This is a genomic window from Pseudoalteromonas sp. CST2, from assembly GCF_028599385.1.
Lineage (GTDB): Bacteria > Pseudomonadota > Gammaproteobacteria > Enterobacterales > Alteromonadaceae > Pseudoalteromonas > Pseudoalteromonas atlantica.
On the sequence record NZ_JAQREO010000004.1, the window covers coordinates 201,394 to 220,832 of the forward strand.

17 protein-coding genes are annotated in these 19,439 nt (G+C 42.5%); 4 read left to right on the forward strand and 13 right to left on the reverse strand.

Translation table 11 applies throughout. From position 1 onward, the window contains the following. Window positions 1-15: 15 nt before the first annotated feature. The 13 genes from lipA to leuS all read right to left on the reverse strand — a co-directional run bounded on the left by lipA (window position 16) and on the right by leuS (window position 13,143). Complete coding sequence (lipA, locus tag PSH41_RS07830; RefSeq protein ID WP_004585911.1) at window positions 16-981, reverse strand: lipoyl synthase; 966 nt, start codon at window positions 979-981, stop codon at window positions 16-18. Beyond that, complete coding sequence (lipB, locus tag PSH41_RS07835) at window positions 978-1,631, reverse strand: lipoyl(octanoyl) transferase LipB (protein WP_004585912.1); 654 nt, start codon at window positions 1,629-1,631, stop codon at window positions 978-980. Before lipB ends, lipA begins: the two co-directional genes overlap by 4 nt. 19 nt (window positions 1,632-1,650) lie before the next feature. Beyond that, window positions 1,651-1,929, reverse strand: a complete 279-nt coding sequence (ybeD, locus tag PSH41_RS07840) for a DUF493 family protein YbeD (RefSeq protein WP_024033764.1) — start codon at window positions 1,927-1,929, stop codon at window positions 1,651-1,653. A gap of 341 nt (window positions 1,930-2,270) precedes the next feature. Beyond that, window positions 2,271-3,431: a serine hydrolase gene (locus PSH41_RS07845; protein WP_004585914.1), complete on the reverse strand. Its 1,161-nt coding sequence runs from the start codon at window positions 3,429-3,431 to the stop codon at window positions 2,271-2,273. A 311-nt stretch (window positions 3,432-3,742) separates the two neighbouring features. Continuing rightward, window positions 3,743-4,507, reverse strand: a complete 765-nt coding sequence (locus PSH41_RS07850; protein ID WP_054982217.1) for a septal ring lytic transglycosylase RlpA family protein — start codon at window positions 4,505-4,507, stop codon at window positions 3,743-3,745. Beyond that, window positions 4,507-5,613 (reverse strand): rod shape-determining protein RodA, encoded by a 1,107-nt coding sequence (gene rodA / locus PSH41_RS07855; protein WP_054982218.1) that lies wholly within the window; start codon window positions 5,611-5,613, stop codon window positions 4,507-4,509. Before rodA ends, PSH41_RS07850 begins: the two co-directional genes overlap by 1 nt. Beyond that, on the reverse strand, window positions 5,610-7,490 hold the full coding sequence (gene mrdA, locus PSH41_RS07860) for a penicillin-binding protein 2 (RefSeq protein ID WP_004585917.1): 1,881 nt from the start codon (window positions 7,488-7,490) through the stop codon (window positions 5,610-5,612). Before mrdA ends, rodA begins: the two co-directional genes overlap by 4 nt. A gap of 9 nt (window positions 7,491-7,499) precedes the next feature. Continuing rightward, a complete protein-coding gene (gene rlmH, locus PSH41_RS07865) occupies window positions 7,500-7,970 on the reverse strand; it encodes a 23S rRNA (pseudouridine(1915)-N(3))-methyltransferase RlmH (protein WP_121637208.1) in 471 nt (156 codons plus the stop codon). Between the two features lie 36 nt (window positions 7,971-8,006). Then, entirely contained in the window at window positions 8,007-8,324 is a 318-nt protein-coding gene (gene rsfS, locus PSH41_RS07870; protein ID WP_024033760.1) for a ribosome silencing factor, read from the reverse strand. A gap of 54 nt (window positions 8,325-8,378) precedes the next feature. Further along, entirely contained in the window at window positions 8,379-9,014 is a 636-nt protein-coding gene (nadD, locus tag PSH41_RS07875; RefSeq protein WP_273588957.1) for a nicotinate-nucleotide adenylyltransferase, read from the reverse strand. Between the two features lie 11 nt (window positions 9,015-9,025). Then, window positions 9,026-10,063 (reverse strand): DNA polymerase III subunit delta, encoded by a 1,038-nt coding sequence (gene holA / locus PSH41_RS07880; protein WP_273588956.1) that lies wholly within the window; start codon window positions 10,061-10,063, stop codon window positions 9,026-9,028. After that, complete coding sequence (locus tag PSH41_RS07885) at window positions 10,063-10,554, reverse strand: LPS-assembly lipoprotein LptE (protein ID WP_024033758.1); 492 nt, start codon at window positions 10,552-10,554, stop codon at window positions 10,063-10,065. The genes holA and PSH41_RS07885 overlap by 1 nt, the downstream gene beginning before the upstream one ends. Further along, window positions 10,555-13,143 carry a leucine--tRNA ligase gene (leuS, locus tag PSH41_RS07890; protein ID WP_273588955.1) on the reverse strand — a complete coding sequence of 863 codons (2,589 nt, stop codon included), beginning with the start codon at window positions 13,141-13,143 and terminating at the stop codon, window positions 10,555-10,557. 174 nt (window positions 13,144-13,317) lie between these two features. Here leuS and PSH41_RS07895 point away from each other — a divergent pair, with 174 nt between their 5' ends. The 4 genes from PSH41_RS07895 to PSH41_RS07910 all read left to right on the forward strand — a co-directional run bounded on the left by PSH41_RS07895 (window position 13,318) and on the right by PSH41_RS07910 (window position 19,417). Beyond that, window positions 13,318-13,776, forward strand: a complete 459-nt coding sequence (locus tag PSH41_RS07895) for a zinc ribbon-containing protein (RefSeq protein WP_004585924.1) — start codon at window positions 13,318-13,320, stop codon at window positions 13,774-13,776. Window positions 13,777-13,853: 77 nt separating this feature from the next. Further along, on the forward strand, window positions 13,854-16,277 hold the full coding sequence (locus tag PSH41_RS07900) for a Lon protease family protein (protein WP_241232299.1): 2,424 nt from the start codon (window positions 13,854-13,856) through the stop codon (window positions 16,275-16,277). Further along, window positions 16,278-16,754 carry an FKBP-type peptidyl-prolyl cis-trans isomerase gene (locus PSH41_RS07905; protein WP_029772177.1) on the forward strand — a complete coding sequence of 159 codons (477 nt, stop codon included), beginning with the start codon at window positions 16,278-16,280 and terminating at the stop codon, window positions 16,752-16,754. 527 nt (window positions 16,755-17,281) lie between these two features. Next, window positions 17,282-19,417, forward strand: coding sequence for a TonB-dependent siderophore receptor (locus tag PSH41_RS07910; protein ID WP_273588954.1), 2,136 nt, complete (start codon window positions 17,282-17,284; stop codon window positions 19,415-19,417). Window positions 19,418-19,439: the final 22 nt, after the last annotated feature.

A 19,439-nucleotide genomic window follows, 5' to 3' on the forward strand; every position in this document is an offset into this window, starting at 1 on the left:
CGTTTTAAAAAGTAATTATTTTACTTCTTTACCTGCAGCTTGTTGGTCAGCGTGATAGCTTGAACGAACAAATGGGCCAGAGGCAGCATGCGTAAAGCCAATTTCATCAGCGTATTCTTTCAGTGCGTCAAATTCCGCTGGTGGCACGTAACGTTTAACTGGCAAGTGATGCTTAGAAGGCTGTAAGTATTGGCCAACGGTAAGCATGTCAACGTTATGCGCACGTAGGTCACGTAATACTTCTTCTATTTCACTAATTTCTTCACCTAGGCCAACCATTAAGCCAGACTTAGTTTTTACCTCTGGGTGCGCTTCTTTAAAGCGACGAAGTAATTCTAACGACCATTTGTAATCGGCACCTGGGCGCGCAAGCTTGTACAAACGCGGGGCAGTTTCTAGGTTGTGATTAAACACATCAGGTGGCGTTTCAATTAAAATCTCCAGTGCGCGGTCCATACGACCACGAAAATCTGGCACTAAAATCTCAATAGTAATGGTTGGATTGTGCTTACGGATTTCGCGAATACAATCGGCAAAATGCTGTGCGCCGCCATCACGTAAATCATCACGGTCAACCGAGGTAATAACCACGTAGCTAAGCTTCATGTCTTTAATTGTCAGTGCAAGCTTTTCAGGCTCTGCTGCATCAGGTTTTAGTGGGCGACCATGGGCAACATCACAAAATGGGCAACGACGAGTACAAATAGCACCTAAAATCATAAAGGTAGCAGTACCGTGGTTAAAACACTCAGAAAGGTTAGGGCATGAGGCCTCTTCACATACTGAGTGTAAGCCGTGCTTGCGCATAGCTTGTTTTATACCGTCGATACGCTCGGTAGATTTTGGTAAGCGAATTTTAAGCCACTCTGGCTTGCGCAACATTTCAGTTTTTTCTGTAGGTAAAACTTTAACGGGGATCAACGCCATTTTTTCTGCGTCGCGTAGTTTTACACCTGGTTCCATTTTGACTGGTTTATTCATTCGTTTTCAAACCCTTCAGTATGCTTAACCTGTGTTGCATTAAGCTTCTTTATCATGTGTTTTACCAGCCCTTCACCTGCTTGTGCTAAGTTTTGAGGGCCGTTTAATTCTTTCGTTTGCACCATGTTCATGCCAGCATAACCACACGGGTTGATGCGTAAAAACGGGCTTAAGTCCATGTTAACATTTAATGCTAATCCATGAAACGAGCAACCACGACGAACACGTAATCCTAATGATGCAATTTTACTGTCGTTTACGTACACACCGGGTGCATCGGCTTTTGCGTAGGCTTTAATATCATACTCATTAAGGGTATCAATAATGCACTCTTCAAGCCATGTCACAAGCTCGCGCACACCGATTTTTAAGCGGCGCAAGTTAAATAATACATACATCATTTGTTGGCCGGGGCCATGGTAAGTAACTTGCCCGCCACGGTCTACCTTAATGACTTCTATGTCACCAGGGGCGAGTAAATGCTCATCTTTACCAGCTTGGCCTTGTGTAAATACACTCTCGTGCTCTACAAGCCAAATTTCATCTGGCGAGCTGTCGTCACGGGTGTCGGTATAGGCTTGCATTTTTTGCCAAATTGGCATGTAACGCTGACGGCCTAGTTGGCGTACGATTAAAGTGTTTTCGTTCACAACAAGTCTCAACTATGGCTTAAAGCATATGGCGTACGTCATCAATGTTGCTGATCACGTTGTAAATTTCTTCTATGTGTTTACCGCTTGTCACTGTGGCAACAAACGTTACCGACTCATAATTGCCTTTACTGCTTGGCTTTACTTTTGGTGCGTAGTCACCAGGTGCAATAGGTTGTAATTTAGCTAAAATTTGTTCCGTAAGGTTAACGTTTGCTAAACCCATAACTTTAAATGTGAACGGACATGGGTACTCAAGGTACTCATCAAATTTAGTATTTTTAACAGGTTGAACCACGACGGTGACTCCTCAAACAAAAAATGTTGGCTACGTGAGATAATATCAATCCGCAATAAGACTTAATCATTTTGCGGGGCTAAACGTGTTGCTACCTGCGTTAAAAATGCTCATTTAGAACAACTAAATAGCGATTTATTAGCCAAGTTATCAACACGTTTTTCCAGCCTCAAAATAGATTACTTAATTAACCGAATTGGTATAACGCTAAGCGTGACTGGCAGGTTTAGGGTGATCCTGCTTATATGGGGCGCATTCTAGCATTTTTCAAGCAAAAAAAAACGCCTCATAACAGAGGCGCTTCGTTTAACAGCCCAACGACTGTCGGGTTATTTTTACGTTTACATAATTTGTAAACGTAAGTAGTCGTAAATTTTGCTAAAGAAGCTGCCTTCTTCCACTTCTTCAAGTGTTACTAGTGGGTATTGTGCAATGTCTTCGCCCTCTAGTTGTAAGAATAACGTACCTACTTTAGTGCCTTTCGCTAATGGTGCTTCAAGCGTGTTGTCTAGCTCAAAGTTAGCTTTAAGGTTTTTATGTTGACCACGTGGAATGGTAATTGGGGTATCTTCTAAAATGCCTAACGATACATTTTCTTTATTACCCATCCAAATACGTTGTTCTGCAAAGCTGTCGCCTGCTTTGTAAGGTGTAATTGTTTCAAAAAAGCGAAATCCGTAGTTAAGTAGTTTTTTGCTTTCTACTTTACGTGCGCGCTCGCTTGATGTGCCCATAACAACCGCAATTAAACGCATGTCGTTTTTAGTTGCAGACGTTACTAAGCTATAACCTGCCTCTGATGTGTGACCCGTTTTAATGCCATCAACATCTAGGCTTTCATCCCATAACAAAGAGTTACGGTTATATTGTTTAATGCCGTTGTAAGTAAACGATTTTTGCTTATAAAGTGCGTACTCATCAGGTACATCACGAATAAGTGCAGCACCTAGGGTCGCCATATCACGTGGGGTAGTGTAATGCTCGTCTGTATCTAAACCGTGGCTATTAATAAAGTGGCTGTTGCTCATGCCTAATTTAGCGGCATGGGCATTCATTAAATCAGCAAATGCGCTTTCGCTACCTGCAATGTGCTCAGCCATGGCTACACATGCATCATTACCTGATTGAATAATAATACCGTGGTTAAGCTCATCAACACTTATTTGCTTGCCTACTTCAATAAACATTTTTGACGATTCAGGGAAGTTTTTAGCCCAGGCTTTTTCGCTCACTGTAACCATATCGGTTGGTGCAATGTTACCGGCGTTAATTTCTGTACCAATTACATAACTGGTCATCATTTTAGTTAAGCTTGCAGGGGCTAGCTTTGTATCAGCTTCACCTTCAGCAATAACTTTACCTGTTGTAAAGTCTACTAAAAAATAACCTTTTGCATTAATTTGAGGTGGAGCCGGAATAATTTGGGCGCTGGCTGAAAATACGGCGGCTGTGCAAACTAAGCCGCATACACCTTTGAGGATTTTATGTTTAATTGATTTCATCATACTCATTAATGGTTAAAGTTAAAAATTCGCGTTAGTCCATCTTATACCCAAACTACCCCGAGATGCGAGCGTCGTTGGAATTAAAAACAGCTTAGACAAGGCATTGATTGTCAATAATAGTCACTCTATTGTTCAAATCAATAACGCAGTATAAATCGTTTTTAAACCACGCTTCAGGGCGTTTCACTAAGGCTGATTTTCTGTGTTGTTATTTTTTAAAAGGGATTGCCATTTAAAAAAGAACACCTAGATTTTAAGCCCCAATACAACGCTGAATCCTACATTTTGGCGTGGTTTAGGTATTTGTCTTACTGAGTGTAAAGCAAGAACGCGTTTTGAAATTGGTTTTGTTTTAATTTTTTTAATACGTCTTGTGCATGCTGGGCATCTTTAATCGGGCCCAAATGCAAACGATATATGTTGTCTGCTTTTACTATATTAGTAGGTACTTGATACTGCAGGCGTAATGTAGAAGCTAATGCTTCAATATTGCTAAGCGTACTACCCGCAGCTACCTGTATATATGTTTTACGTGCAGGAATGCTGTCGAGCGTAATCGCCTCTAGCTTAACCTTGGCTGTACCGTGAGTGTAATAGCCTAATTTATAAGCAGCAGCATACGAAAGATCTATTATTCTGTCATCATGAAACGGCCCACGGTCGTTTACACGTACAATCACCGATTTATTGTTAGCAGTATTAGTAACGCGTACAAAGCTTGGCAGGGGTAAGGTTTTATGCGCAGCGCTCATGGCAAACATATCGTAAATTTCACCGTTTGAGGTATGGTAGCCATGAAACTTACGGCCGTACCACGAAGCGATCCCTTCTTCTGTATACCCTTTTTCATCAAGCATTGGTGTATAACGTTTGCCTAATACCTCGTAGGGGCGACTTGCACTGGCACTTTTTTTAACATCCACCACAACGGCATCTTGCATTTCAAGTGCGGTTGGCGCGCGTAAAGGTGCGGCGTCGTGCTCCATATGATAACGACTATTAGAGCCGCTACTACATGCGCTTAACATAAATATTAAGGCTGAAATAAATAACAGCTGGGTAGGCTTATTCATTATTTTAAAAGCATCCTTTTATCTGTCGCAATTGACATAATAATGCCAAATCCGGCCATTAACGTCACCATAGAGGTGCCGCCATAACTAATAAGGGGTAAAGGTACACCTACAACAGGCAACAAGCCCGATACCATACCTATATTTACAAAAATATAAACAAAAAAGGTGAGGGTAAGGGCGCCGGCCAATAATTTACCAAACGCATCTTGCGCGTTTACCGCAATGTATAAACCACGGCCGATAATAAATAAGTACAGGCTTAATAAAACACACACACCAAATAAGCCAAACTCCTCACTTAATACCGAAAATATAAAGTCGGTATGGCGCTCTGGTAAAAATTCGAGTTGTGATTGCGTGCCTTGCAACCAGCCTTTACCTTCTATACCACCAGAACCGATGGCTATTTTGGATTGAATAATATGATACCCCGAGCCAAGCGGATCGCTCTCTGGGTCTAAAAACGTTAATACGCGCTGCTTTTGGTAGTCGTGCATACCGTAGTGCCAAAATGGCCATGCTGCCAGTGCGACAATCGAGCTTAAAAAGCCAATTAAACGCCAGCTTAAACCCGATAAAAACAACACAAATATTCCTGAGCTGGCAATCAAAATTGAGGTGCCTAAGTCGGGCTGTTCTTTAATTAATAAGGTAGGCAGCATCACGATGACAAAGCCAATAATTAGGTGTAATGGACGTGGCGGAAGTTGGTTTCGGCCAATATACCAAGCCACCATCATAGGGACTGCCAGCTTCATAAGTTCTGAGGGCTGAAAGCGAGTAATACCTAAATTTAACCAGCGCTGAGCGCCCTTTGAGCTCACGCCAAATAGCAATACGCCCACCAACATGAGTAACCCAACACAGTAAAGGGGGATCACTAAGCGTTTAAGAGTCGCGGGGGAGAACTGTGCAAGCACTATCATGCCTATAATAGCGCCGCCCATACGGGTGATATGGCGGATCATCATGGCCGAGTCTTGGCCGCTTGCGCTATATACTATGGTGATACTACCTGCCATCATAAGTAATAAGGCAATTAGTAACGGTAAGTCTAAATGCATGCGCATCCATATCGAGCGCTGGGTGTTTAATACGGTCATTGCGCTGTATTCCTAGCAACTTCTATTGGGTTTGCTGCAAAATAGTAATCCATTAGCTCACGTGCAATAGGTGCACCCACAGAGCTTCCGCCACCGGTGTTTTCTACCACAATTGAAACCACAATTTTAGGGTCGTCATACGGAGCAAAACCAATATAAATCGCGTTATCGCGTTGGCGCTCCTTTAGTGATTTCGCATCGTAACGCTCACCTTGGGCAATACTCACTACTTGCGCTGTGCCTGTTTTACCCGCAGGATCATAATTAGCGCCTTTAAATGCACGGTGGGCCGTTCCTGTTACTTTTTTTACGGTATTGTGCATGGCATCGAGCGCGATACGCCAGTTATCAGGGTTATTAAGTACCACCGGCGGTTTTTCTTCGTTATTAATTTGCGTCACTTGGTCTTCTTTTTTAGCCACTTGTGCTAAATGCGGCGGGTGGTTTATGCCTTTATTAACCAATATGTTAGTCGCGTTAGCAATTTGAATAGGGGTGGCAGTCCAATACCCTTGGCCAATCCCCACTGAAATAGTATCGCCACGCCACCACGACTCTTTAAAGCGGCCTTCTTTCCACTCTTTTGAGGGCAGTATGGCTGTGGTTTCTTCGTGTATGTCTATTCCCGATAAGTCACCAAAGCCAAAGCGGGCCATAAAATTACTAATTTTTGTTATGCCTAAGCGGTATGCCGCATCGTAAAAGTAAGTATCGCACGACTCTTCAATCGCTTTGTAAACATCTACATGGCCGTGGCCCCAACGTTTCCAATCGCGCCATTTATGTTCAACATTCGGTATTTGAAAAAAACCAGGATCCCACACCGAGGTGCTTTCACTGACAATGTTTTCTTCAAGTGCCAGTATAGCCATATGCGGCTTTACTGTGGAAGCTGGCGCATAGCGCCCTTGAGTGGCACGGTTAATTAGAGGGCGGTCGGGGTTTAGCAGTGCTTTATAATCTTTACTGCTAATACCATGGACAAATAAATTAGGGTCGTAACTTGGGTTTGAATAAAGTGCTAATACGCCGCCATCTTTGGCATCCATTACTACAACCGCGCCGCGCATATCTTTAAGCGCATGTTGGGCTATTTGTTGTAATCCGATATCTAAGGTAAGTACTAAATCACTGCCCGGCTGTGGGGGGGTCATACTTAATGTGCGAATAACACGCCCGCGGTTATTTACTTCAACGCGTTGAGAGCCGACTTGGCCATGCAAAAGCTGCTCGTAATATTTTTCTATGCCAAGTTTACCAATATCGTGCGTAGCGCGGTAATTTGTGGCTTGGTCTTCTTGTTCTAACTTATTAAGTTCTTTGCGGTTTAGTTTGGCAACGTAGCCTAATGCATGGGTTAGCGTATCGCCATATGGGTAAAAGCGTGCAAGGCGCGCCTCAATGCTAAAGCCCGGAAATTTATGCTGATTAACCGCAAATTGGGCCACTTCGGTTTCATCTAAGCGGGCTTTTAGTACTTGCGACTTGAAACGACGCGTATGCTTTATGTCATCAATAAAGTCTTTTTTTTGCTGCTCGGTAATCGTAATTATTTTGCTAACTTGCTCAAGCGATTTAGCTAAATCGTCGACCTCTTCAGGAATAACCTCGAGGTTATAAACGGGTTTGTTTTCAGCAAGCAGTACACCATTGCGGTCGTAAATGAGGCCACGGTTTGGCGCAATAGGAATTACTTTAATACGGTTATCGTTAGAGCGGGTTTGATAGTCGGTATGTTCTTCTACCTGAATGGTATAAAGGTTAGAAAGTAAAATTGCCACTAAGCCTAAAACAAAAATAAAACCCACAAATGCGCGCCGTGCAAATAAGTTTGCCTCAGCGGAATGGTCGCGTATTGTGGGTCTTTGCTTAATCATAACAAGGCGTTACTCGCGATGATAAGGATGGTTGTTATTTAAGCTCCAGCCTCGGTATAGGCTTTCGGCAACAATAATACGCACTAAAGGGTGCGGTAACGTTAAGTTAGATAACGACCATTTTTGCTCAGAGGCGGCAATGCACTCAGGGGCTAACCCTTCAGGGCCGCCAATAAGCAAACTAACGTCGCGGCCATCGAGCTGCCACTTTTCCATATTTTTAGCAAGCTGGTGAGTATCAAGTGGTTTACCTGTTACCTCTAGGGTAACAATGCGATTGCCTTTTGGAATAGCGGCTAAGGTTTTTTCACCTTCGGTGTGCAAAATGCGTTTAATATCGGCATTTTTACCGCGTTTACCGGCCGGAATTTCTATTAACTCAAGCGCCATATCTTTAGGAAAACGGCGTTGGTACTCTGCAAATCCGCTTTCTACCCACGCTGGCATTTTTGTGCCAACGGCAATCATTTGTATTTTCACGTAATACTTCCAAGCTCAATTAAAAAATAGTGGCGCTTAGCCCCACAGTTTTTCTAGATCGTAATAGCTACGTGCGTGATCTTGCATCACGTGTACAACTACATCACCTAAATCTACCAGTACCCATTCGCCTTCGTCTTGACCTTCGTAACCTAAAGGTTCTTCGCCAGCGTGGCGAGCTTCTTTTGCTACGTTATCAGCAATTGATTGCACATGACGCTTAGAAGTACCCGAACACACAACCATGTAATCGGTAATGTCTGAGCTGTCACGTACGTCTAGTTGTACCACGTCGCGTGCTTTCATATCGTCAATTTTGTCTAGTGCAAAGGCAAGTAGTTGTTTCGAATCCAAGGTATTGTCTCAATTTTAAATTTAATAGCGTGCATTTTAACATGCTAGGGGGTTTTAATCATCACTTTGATAAAGCTGGTGTTGCTTAATGTAGTGACTGACAGGTTCGGGTAATAGTTCATTATTTTTATTGGTTTTTTTTAATTGCTCTCGAATAGTGCTTGAGGCAGCATCAAGGGTTTCACCAAGTAAAAAATAAAGCTTACCAAAGTTGTGTGCGGCAAGTTGCTGTGGCGCTTCAGTGTGGGCATTACTGATATAGCTTTTAAGCGCTTTATTTGGGTTACATGTTTGCCCCGGGCGATGATAAACCACTATATGGCATAGCTGTGTAATTGCTTGCCACTCATACCATTTGTCGAGGTTATTAAATGAGTCCATGCCCATTAAAAAAAGAATTGGCGTATCTGGGTGCTCAGCTCTTAGCTCTTGTAAACTTAACAATGAGTACGAGGGCCCAGTGCGATTAAGCTCTCTTAAATCAAGTGCAAAATGAGGGTAAGGAGCTATAGCGGCATTGAGCATATTAATACGGTGCGCTGTACTTATACCCGGCGCAGCTTTGTGCGCGGGCAGGGCACAGGGCATAAAGTACAACGTGGATAAGTTAAATGTACTTACACACTGTGAGGCCATATTTAGGTGGCCTAAATGCACGGGGTCGAAGGTGCCGCCAAAAATTGCAATCATGTTAAAAATCTTTAGTTAAGTGCGTGGCAAGGCATTGGAATATCAAGCGGCTGGCAAAACTTAATACAAATATGGGCAAGCGCTTGGTAAGGCGCAATTAAGTTACCTTGTTTGTAGCTTGAATCAAACAGTGCAAGCTCACTGCTTATTTGCTCAAGTGTATTAATATTTAAGCGGTTAATCGCATTTTGCACTGGGCCTTGCTGGTTTTTCCAAATCCCACTTTTTTTAAATAACTGTGCGATAGGCTCGCCATTTAAAAGCCCTTGCTGAATAGTGAGCAAACTGGTGAGCTCTTTATTTATAGCCCATAAAATACTCACCACTTCGGTGTTATCGCTGGCCAGTTTATTAAGTACTTTAATTGCTTGCTTGGCGTGGCCATTTAATAGTGCATCACTTAAGTCAAAAATATCAAACTTGGCTTGATTTAATAGCCCTTGCATCACAAGTTGCTGGGTTATTAAGGCATTACCATGCAGTAGCGAGAGCTTTTCGAGCTCCTGAAAACACGCTAACAAATTGCCTTCGGTAGCGTTAATTAAGCTCAATTTTGCTTCGTTTTGCATATTTAGAGAAAGGCGCGCTACTTGTTCATCTAACCAGCGTTTTAAATGATTCCCTGCAAGCGGGTAGCATGGTACAAATACACCGTGTTTATCGAGCGCTTTAAACCAGGCGCCACGTTGTACGTCTTGGCTGGCTTTAGCCCCTTTTACAATTAAAATGGTATCAGGGTTAATTAACTCGACTATTTTTTTAAAGGTATTACTTCCTGGGGTGCCAGGTTTTTGCTGGTTTAAATCAAGCTCAATTATAGTGCGCGCACTAAACAAAGACATGCTTTGATATTGAGCTATAATTTCTTGCCAATCAAACCCTTGCATTAGGGTAAATTTAATTACCTCATCAAAGCCTTGGGCTTTTGCCGTGTCGCGTATTTGCTGCACACATTGTGCTTCTTGAAACGGTTCTTCACCAAACACTAAATAAAAGGGTTTTAAACCTTTATTTAATTCACTCGGTAACTGATTAGCATAACAGCGCATTATAGTTGCGACAGCTCTCTAACAATACGACCACTGGCTTGCTTACGAATTTCGCTAATAAGCAGCTCAAGCTCTTTTGCTTTTGCAAGTGCGTGATCGGGGTCGTCTTGGTAGTTACGATAAAGCTCAAAGCGTTTTTCTATGGCTTTTTCGCCTGGGCGTTTAACAACATAGCTTACCCCGTAGGCAAGCTCGTATTCAGCCACCTGACCATTTTGAAACAACGACAAGGTTTGGCGCTCAATGCTTTCTTTGCGTAAGTAAAGCTGGGCAACATTTTTAGCCGAAGGTGTCAGTTCTACGTTACTGGCTTTAAGCTCTTTTTTAAGGTTTAAAAATAACGATGATTTTTCATCATCACCTTTAAGTGTAAGCGTTTTAAGGTTATCAGGCAGGCTAGAGGCTTTCTTTAAATGAAAGCCACAGCTAGATAACACAAAACACATTAGCACTAAGGCTAATGTGTTTTTAAGGGTGTTAAAGCTAACCATTTAGTTAGCTACCACGTTAAGTAGTTTACCCGGTACGTAAATAATTTTACGAATGGTTGCGCCATCAGTAAATTTAGTTACGTTAGACTCAGCAAACGCAAGTGCTTCTACCTGCTCTTGTGTTGCATCGGCGGCTACAGTTAGCTTAGCGCGTAGTTTGCCGTTTACTTGTACGATGATTAATTTTTCATCTTCAACAAGGGCAGACTCGTCAACTTTAGGCCAGGCTGCATCTAAAATGTCACCCTCTTTACCAAGCTCTTGCCATAACTGGTGCGATAAATGCGGCGTAATTGGCGCAAGCATAATAAGTAGGGCTTCTAATGCTTCGTTAGCAATAGCAACATCTTGCGTATCGTTTAACGGCGCTTTTAATAACTTATTAGAGAGCTCCATAATGGCAGCAATTGCAGTGTTAAACGTTTGACGACGCTCAATATCATCGCTCACTTTTGCAATGGCTTTGTGTAGCTCACGACGCAGTACTTTTTGTGGGTTACTAAGCGCTGATTTATCAAGTGCTTGGTAGCCAACTGTTTTCACATCTACTGCGTATTTCCAAATACGTTTTAAGAAGCGGTGCGCGCCTTCAACGCCTGAGTCTGACCATTCAAGCGTTTGCTCTGGTGGTGCGGTAAACATCATAAATAAACGCACAGTATCTGCACCGTATTGGGCAATTACTTCTTGTGGGTCTATACCGTTGTTTTTAGACTTAGACATTTTGCTCATGCCCGATGAGAACACAGGTTCACCATCTTCTTTGTGCCATGCTTTAGTTACGCGGCCTTTTTCGTCAGTTTCGGTATTTACATCGCTTGGCGAAATCCATACGTCACCGCCTTTTTCATCTTTACGGTAGAACGTTTCGGCAAGTACCATGCCCTGACAAAGTAAGCGATCGAATGGCTCGTCTGAATTTACTAAACCAAAATCACGTAATAACTTATGGAAAAAACGCGAATACAATAAGTGTAAAATAGCGTGCTCAATACCACCTATGTATTGGTTTACTGGTAACCAGTAGTTAGCTGCTGCTGGGTCGAGCATGCCTTCGTCGTGACGCGGGCTACAGTAACGTGCGTAGTACCAAGACGACTCCATAAAGGTGTCAAAGGTATCTGTTTCGTGTGTTGCTGGTACGCCATTTACCTTTGCTTTTGCCCATTCTGGGTCTGCTTTGATTGGCGAAGTAACGCCATTCATAACTACATCTTCTGGTAAACGTACTGGCAGCATTTCTTCGGTGGCGGCTAATTCGTTACCGTTTTCGTCGCTCAGCATTGGGATTGGTGAACCCCAGTAACGCTGGCGGCTAACACCCCAATCACGTAAGCGGAAGTTAACTTTGCGCTCACCCACACCCAGTGCTTCTAGTTTGTCGGCAATAGCGTTAAATGCGCCTTCAAAATCAAGGCCATCAAATTCGCCAGAATTAACTAACACGCCTTTTTCAGTGAATGCTTCTTCTTTTAAATTTACTTCAAGCTCTGAGCCTTCAACCGGTGCAATTACTTGTTTTATGTCTAGGCCGTATGCTGTGGCAAATTCATAGTCGCGTTGGTCGTGAGCAGGTACTGCCATAACCGCGCCTGAGCCGTAATGCATTAATACAAAGTTAGCAACCCAAATTGGAACTTGCTCGCCCGTTAATGGGTGAGTCGCGTAAAAGCCTGTTGCAATGCCTTTTTTCTCCATAGTGGCCATGTCTGCTTCGGCAACTTTGGTGTTTTTGCATTCTTCAACAAACATTGCAATTGCATCGCTGTTTTTAGCGGCTTCTTGCGCAATAGGGTGGCCACCGGCAACGGCTAGGTAAGTTACACCCATAAATGTATCTGGACGTGTAGTGTATACGCTAAACTTTTCGTTGTTGTCGGTACGCGTAAACTCAATGTCTAACCCTTCAGAGCGACCAATCCAGTTGCGCTGCATGGTTTTAACTTGCTCAGGCCAGTCTTCTAACTTGTCTAAGTCATCTAAAAGCTCTTGTGCGTAGTCAGTAATTTTAATAAACCACTGTGGAATTTCTTTTTGCTCAACCACTGCACCAGAGCGCCATCCGCGGCCATCTATAACTTGTTCGTTGGCAAGTACAGTTTGATCAACTGGATCCCAGTTAACCGTTGACATTTTTTTGTACACTAAGCCTTTTTCGTACAGCTTAGTGAAAAACCATTGTTCCCACTTGTAGTATTCTGGGTGACACGTGGCTATTTCGCGATCCCAGTCGTAACCAAAGCCTAATTGCTTAAGTTGGTTACGCATGTAATCAATGTTTTCGTATGTCCACTTAGCTGGCGCTGTTTTGTTTTTGATAGCGGCGTTTTCTGCAGGTAAACCAAACGCATCCCAACCCATTGGTTGCATTACGTTTTTGCCTTGCAGGCGCTGGAAACGAGAAACAACATCACCAATGGTGTAATTACGCACATGACCCATATGCAGTCGGCCACTTGGATATGGGAACATAGAAAGACAGTAATACTTTTCTTTGCTCTCATCTTCGGTGACTTTAAATACCTGGTTTTCTTCCCAGTAACTTTGGACTTTTGACTCTATGTCTTGCGGGTTATATTGCTCTTGCATCTATGATTCCAGACTTCTTGCAAACTAATAAAAAATTGCCGATAGGATACCCCAAATAAAAGCCTAATCACAGCGTATAAGCACGGTTTTGTTAAAATCTCACTTTCAGTGCAGGTTAACCTATACTTATCTATGTTAAAGGCCAACACGCCCTTGATTTTGATGGAGTATAAAATGGCAGATTATAAAACATGGCTTAGCGATTTAACTAATTGGCTAAAAGATGTAAAAGATCACGAAGTAAAAGATGCAATGACCCGATTTGTTGAATCTGAGCAAGCACTTAAAGACCTAGGCAAAGAAAAATACGGACTCTATAAAAGTTATTTGCAGCGCGACATAGAACACGTTCAAGAAAACGAATCGCACTATAATTCGCTTGCATGGCAAGAGCTTAAAGAGTCGTTATGGTATGAGCTTTCACACATAGAAGACAAAACCCAGCTTGAATGGCAGTCCCTTAGCCAAGATTTTAAGCACAATGGGATGTATCACGCAGGCGAATGGATAGCCATGGGCACATTAGTATGTAAGAATTGCACCCATAGTTTTGATATTTATCACGCTACACAAATTACACCGTGCATTGAATGTGATGGTATTTATTTTAGCCGTAAGGCATTACAACCCTAAATATATGTATTAAGTGGCTTGTAGGCCACTTAATACGCCCAAAGCCAGCGAGTATGTTGGTACAAAAAGAAGTTAGAATGACGAAAAAACTGCTGCCATTATCTGTTTCACAGCTCGCACCGAGCATTTCTACTAATCACGTTAGCACGTGTATGAGCAATCCATACCCAGAGCAACTTACCTTTATAGGCCAACAACGCGCCCAAAGTGCGCTCGACTTTTCACTTGGGATGGAGCTGCCAGGCTACAATGTTTATGTAATGGGTGAGGCCGCGCATGGCCGATTTACACTTGTAAAAGACAAACTTAAACAACACGCAAAAGACCGCCCCACACCTAACGAGTGGTTGTATGTTAATAATTACGACGACCACCGCGAGCCAATTGCGCTATTTATGCAAGCAGGGCAAAGCAAGCAGTTAAGTGACGACATAGACTCATTTTTAGATGAAGTACTCGACACCTTTCCGGCAGCGTTTGATAACCCAGCTTATCAACGCAAAAAAAAGTCAATCGAGAGCGAATTTAACGACGCTTACGACAGCGCTATTACCGCAGTAGAAGAAATGGCGCTTGAGCAAAGCGTAGCGCTAATAGAAGAGAAAAACGCCGTAGGTTTTGCGCCTTTAGTTGAAGGCAGGCAGTTAAGCGATAACGAATTTGCCGCCCTAGATGAAGAGCTTCGTGATGAGTTTTTTGAAAAAATAGAAAAACTAGAAGATGCCTTAATTGAAGCGCTGATTGAGCTGCCTCGCTGGAAACGCGAATCAAAAGAAAAACAGCGTAATCTAAAAAAGGCCACAGCCGAGCAAGCTACAAAGCCATTATTAAAAGACTTAGAGCATAAATACGCTGCCCATATTGGAGTGCTGCGCTACTTAAAAGATATTCGTGTAGAAATAATCGACGCAGTACTTGAGTGGCTAGACGATGAAGATGAAAGCGAAGAAAGCAAAGAAGATTTTGACCGTAAAGGCATGCTTACCGACTTTTTTGCGCCTAACATTTTAGTTGAATTTAAAGAAGACGATGCCGCACCTGTGGTGTATGAGCCAAACCCAACCTTTGGCAATATATTTGGCAAAATTGAGTATTCAACATCGCAAGGCTCGCTTATAACCAGTTACCGCTCTATACAGCCTGGTGCATTGCACCGTGCAAATGGCGGTTACTTAATTATGGATGCCGAAAAAGTAATGGCCAACCCGCAAGTTTGGGATGGCTTAAAGCTTTCGCTTAAAACGCACCAAATTAAAAACGACCTACCGTATCAAGACAGCTCAGTAGGCAGCAGCTTTACACTGCGCCCGCAATTAATTCCTCTTGATGTAAAAATTATTTTATTAGGCTCGCGCGATTTGTATTACACCATAGGTGAGTACGATGAAGAATTTGCAGAGCTGTTTAGAGTACTTGCCGACTTTGATTACTATTTACCAAGTAGCGATAAGCTTCAGTACCAATTTATTACTAAAGTGAGTGAGTACTGCCAGCAAACGTTAAAGTGCACAACCACAGAGGCCGCCATGGTGCGGTTACTTAAATTTAGCTACCGCCAAGCAGAGCACCATAATAAATTATCGGCGCGCTTTGCCGATGTGCTTGAACTGGTGGCTGAGGCCAGCTTTTACGCCAAGCAAGATAAGCAAACACTGATTGATGCGCATCATATTGATGAAGCCATTGAAGGTAAGCAGTACCGCACCGGCCAAATAAGCGAAAACATGCTAAGCGATATAAAAGAAGGCCACACGCTTATTGCCACACAAGGTCAAGCCATTGGTAAAGTAAACGGCTTAACAGTGTTGCACATTGGCGATACGTCGTTTGGTACACCCGCGCGTATTACCGCCACCGTATATGCCGGCGCCGATGGTGTAATAGATGTTGAGCGTGAAGCCGAGCTAGGTAAAGCAATTCACTCAAAAGGTGTAATGCTACTTACCGGTTATTTAGGTAACAAATACGCCCAGCACTTTAGTTTAACGCTAAGTGCTAACATAGCTATAGAGCAAAGCTACGGTTATATAGATGGCGATAGCGCCTCACTTGCTGAGTTATGTGCGCTTATATCGGCTATTACCAGTTTGCCTATTAGCCAGTCTATTGCCCTTACAGGCTCTATTAACCAACACGGTGATGTGCAAGCCATTGGCGGTGTAAACGAAAAAATAGAAGGCTTTTTTAAGCTGTGTAAAATGCGCGGCTTAACAGGCGAGCAAGGCGTTATTATTCCTAAATCTAACCAAGTTAACTTAGTACTTGATGATGAAATACTTGAAGCGGTTGAGCGCGGTAAATTTAATATTTACGCAGTAGAAACTGTAGACCAAGCACTTAACTTATTAATGGATATTGATGCCGGTGATATTATTGACGGCGAATACCCAGAGGATTCTGTTAACGGTATTGCTTTAGCACGCTTAAAAGATATAGCCGACATAGTTAATGGCGATAGCGAAGAAGATAAAGAAGCCGATGAAGATGAGGAAAAACACTAAATGATCAATATAATTTTAGCGGTGATCATCGCTATATTTTGTTTTTTAATTTTTCAAAATAGTAAAAAAGCAAAGCAACAAGCTGGCATTAACGCGCAAATTGAAGCCGACTACCTTGTCGCTAACGCAAAAGTTGAGGGCGTAATAGAAACCGCCTCAGGCTTACAGTACAAAGTGCTGCACAAAGGCGAAAGCGAAAATACACCTAACCCTACTAGTAAAGTAAACGTGCATTACCACGGCACGTTAATAGATGGCACCGTATTTGACAGCTCAGTAGAGCGTAAAACGCCAATAAGCTTTGGTTTAAATCAGGTTATTAAAGGCTGGACTGAAGGCTTACAACTTATGAGCCCAGGCGATAAATACATATTTTATGTACCGCACCAATTAGCCTACGGCGAAAAGCGAGTGGGCAGTATTCCACCTGCATCACTGCTTATTTTTGAAGTAGAGCTTTTGGCTATTGAGTCTTAATACACGCGTTAAAAAGTGTTATTAACTCTATAAAAAACCCGTTAGCTAACGGGTTTTTTATTGCGTGTTATTTAAGTTATTTAAGTTATTTAATATTAATACCAATTCGCTTAATTAAGCGGTTTATTTTGATGCTAGAAAAACGTGTTGATAGCTAGGCAATAAATTCGCTATTTAGTCGTTCTCGGCAATTGCTCCTGCATTTCTCTACCTTCTGCATCCATGCAGTCGTAAATGAGCATTTTTTAACACAAGTAGCGACACGTTTAGCCCCACAAAATGATTAAGTATTAATGCGAATTGCTATTATAAAGCGTATGAAAAATACACACTATCTGAGTTCTTTATTTGGTTCAACACTGCGCAAAGGGAATATGTATAAAACGTGAGCATAAAAGTCTTTAAGTACCTATTTTAGTTGCGATTAATTCGAAAAATAAGGATGAATATGAAATTATTTGCATTGCATATGGTAATGATAGTCGTTATCATTCGCGGTGTTTTATACACCTCTTTTCAGGATCAACATGTTTAACCAAAAATACTTGGCGCTTAGTATTGCTGCGTCTTTTTCTGCTTTTTCTAATGTAGCATTTGCCGAGCAAAATAAAGAAATTGAAACAATAGAAGTAACAGGTCGCGCTCAGCAGTTTTACCTAGAAACCGAAAGTAAAATTGGGACTAAAACGGATTTAGATCTTATTAAATTACCGCAATCTGCGCAGGTATTAACCGAGCAGCTTATTATTGACCAAGCCGCGCGCGATATTACCGATTTATACCGCTCAATAGCAGGGGTAAGTGAGTACAGTTATTCAGGCGTTACTTTTCGTGGATTTAGAGACGATGCCAATGTATTTTACGATGGCGTACGCGGCGACCCGTACTCGGGCTTTGGTGTACCCCAATTATTTAATGTAGCGCGTGTAGAAGTATTAAAAGGCCCAGCCTCTGCGTTATATGGTGGTGGTGAGCCAGGCGGTATGATCAACTACGTGACTAAAAAGCCAAGTTATACGCAAAGTAAAGAGCTAAAACTAACGCTTGGCAATTACAACACACATGGCGCCTCACTTGATATGACCGGCGGTTTAACCGACACCATGGCATACAGAGTAGGTGGTTATTACGAAGAGCAAGACAGCTTTCGTAATAACGCAGATTCAAAAAACAGTGAGTTTACCGCTGGTTTATTATTTGATTTAACCGATTCAACCACACTAACCACCACTGTTGATTACATTAAGCAAGACTTAGGCGGTAACCGTTTACGTGGTGTACCGGTGGATGACAACGGCAACTTTTTAGTTGACCCTAGTTACAACGCAAATGAAGCATTTGACTACCAAGACATGGAAGCGTTAGTGCTGCAAGCCGAGCTCAAGCATTACTTTAATGATGATTTTTCTGTAAGTAGCACACTGCGTTACATGGATAACGAACGCGACCAAGCCTACCATGAGTCGCAAAGCTGGGTAGATGTAAACGGCGATGGTGAAGCAAACATTGATGACGAAACCATTAAACGCGAATACCGAAAGCAATACCGCGCCAACGAAGAAACAAGCTTAACCACCGACTTTGTTTATAGCTTTGAGCAAGGCCAATTAATGCACCAAGTATTATTTGGTGGCGACTACCACATAGTCGATACCGAGTACGATTACTTACGCGCCCGCTATGAAGCAGACGGTGTGACTAATTTAAACATATTTGACTTAAATTACGGCGAAACCGACCCAAGTACTTATAACCTTACCGACATGAACCGCGATGGTGTTGAAACCGACCGTTTTGGCGTTTACGTACAAGATGTTGTAAGCATTAACGAGCAATGGACCGTGATTGCCGGCCTCCGTTACGACTATTTTAAAGAGCTAAATAAAGAAACCGGTTACAGTTACTCAGATAACGATGTAACACCGCGCGTGGCCGTTACATACCAACCTGTTGAAAATACCTCGTTATACATAAATTACTCAGAAAGCTTTAACCCAGCATCATCGGGTGACCAAGAAGATGTAGAAGGCGAGGGCAACTTAACCCCAGAAACCGGTAAACAAACCGAAATTGGTATGAAAAACCAATGGCTAGATGGCAAAATTATGAGCACCTTTGCTATTTACCAAATTAATAAAGAAAACGTAGTAATGAGTAACCCAGACGACACGGGCGCGGGCGATGGCATTGCAGCACTTTTAAATATTGGTGAGGTAGAAAGCCGCGGATTTGAAACAACGCTGGTGGGCGATTTAACCGAGCACTGGACGCTAACCGCTAACTACGCCTACAACGATACACTAGTTGTTGAAGGTGTAACCGGCGATACTATTTCAAGCACCTACGGTGATGGCTCTCGCTTTGCTAATGCGCCGCGCCACCAAGCTGGTTTATGGTCGCGTTTTGCGCTTGATAGCATCGACTCGTCTATAGCATTTGGCGCAAATTACGTAAGCGAGCAAATAAGCCAAGATGGCCAAAAAGTTAAACCCTTTACTGTATTTGATATGAGCTGGACTACGCGCTTTGACGATGTTTTATTAAGCGTAAATATTAATAATATATTTGATAAAGAATACGCAGTAAGTGGATTTAGTGAGCGTAACGGTCACTTCCCGGGCAGCCCACGTGAAATAGTAGGCCAAGTAACCTATAAATTTTAAAGCAATTTAAGCGCGAGCTTAT

What these genes read in the sequence shown, in the direction of transcription:
- lipA (WP_004585911.1), bottom strand. Translation starts at nt 981, where the DNA reads ATGAATAAACCAGTCAAAATGGAACCAGGTGTAAAACTACGCGACGCA.
- PSH41_RS07845 (WP_004585914.1), bottom strand. Translation starts at nt 3,431, where the DNA reads ATGAAATCAATTAAACATAAAATCCTCAAAGGTGTATGCGGCTTAGTT.
- PSH41_RS07850 (WP_054982217.1), bottom strand. Translation starts at nt 4,507, where the DNA reads ATGAATAAGCCTACCCAGCTGTTATTTATTTCAGCCTTAATATTTATG.
- rodA (WP_054982218.1), bottom strand. Translation starts at nt 5,613, where the DNA reads ATGACCGTATTAAACACCCAGCGCTCGATATGGATGCGCATGCATTTA.
- mrdA (WP_004585917.1), bottom strand. Translation starts at nt 7,490, where the DNA reads ATGATTAAGCAAAGACCCACAATACGCGACCATTCCGCTGAGGCAAAC.
- nadD (WP_273588957.1), bottom strand. Translation starts at nt 9,014, where the DNA reads ATGATTGCAATTTTTGGCGGCACCTTCGACCCCGTGCATTTAGGCCAC.
- holA (WP_273588956.1), bottom strand. Translation starts at nt 10,063, where the DNA reads ATGCGCTGTTATGCTAATCAGTTACCGAGTGAATTAAATAAAGGTTTA.
- PSH41_RS07885 (WP_024033758.1), bottom strand. Translation starts at nt 10,554, where the DNA reads ATGGTTAGCTTTAACACCCTTAAAAACACATTAGCCTTAGTGCTAATG.
- leuS (WP_273588955.1), bottom strand. Translation starts at nt 13,143, where the DNA reads ATGCAAGAGCAATATAACCCGCAAGACATAGAGTCAAAAGTCCAAAGT.
- PSH41_RS07895 (WP_004585924.1), top strand. Translation starts at nt 13,318, where the DNA reads ATGGCAGATTATAAAACATGGCTTAGCGATTTAACTAATTGGCTAAAA.
- PSH41_RS07900 (WP_241232299.1), top strand. Translation starts at nt 13,854, where the DNA reads ATGACGAAAAAACTGCTGCCATTATCTGTTTCACAGCTCGCACCGAGC.
- PSH41_RS07905 (WP_029772177.1), top strand. Translation starts at nt 16,278, where the DNA reads ATGATCAATATAATTTTAGCGGTGATCATCGCTATATTTTGTTTTTTA.
- PSH41_RS07910 (WP_273588954.1), top strand. Translation starts at nt 17,282, where the DNA reads ATGTTTAACCAAAAATACTTGGCGCTTAGTATTGCTGCGTCTTTTTCT.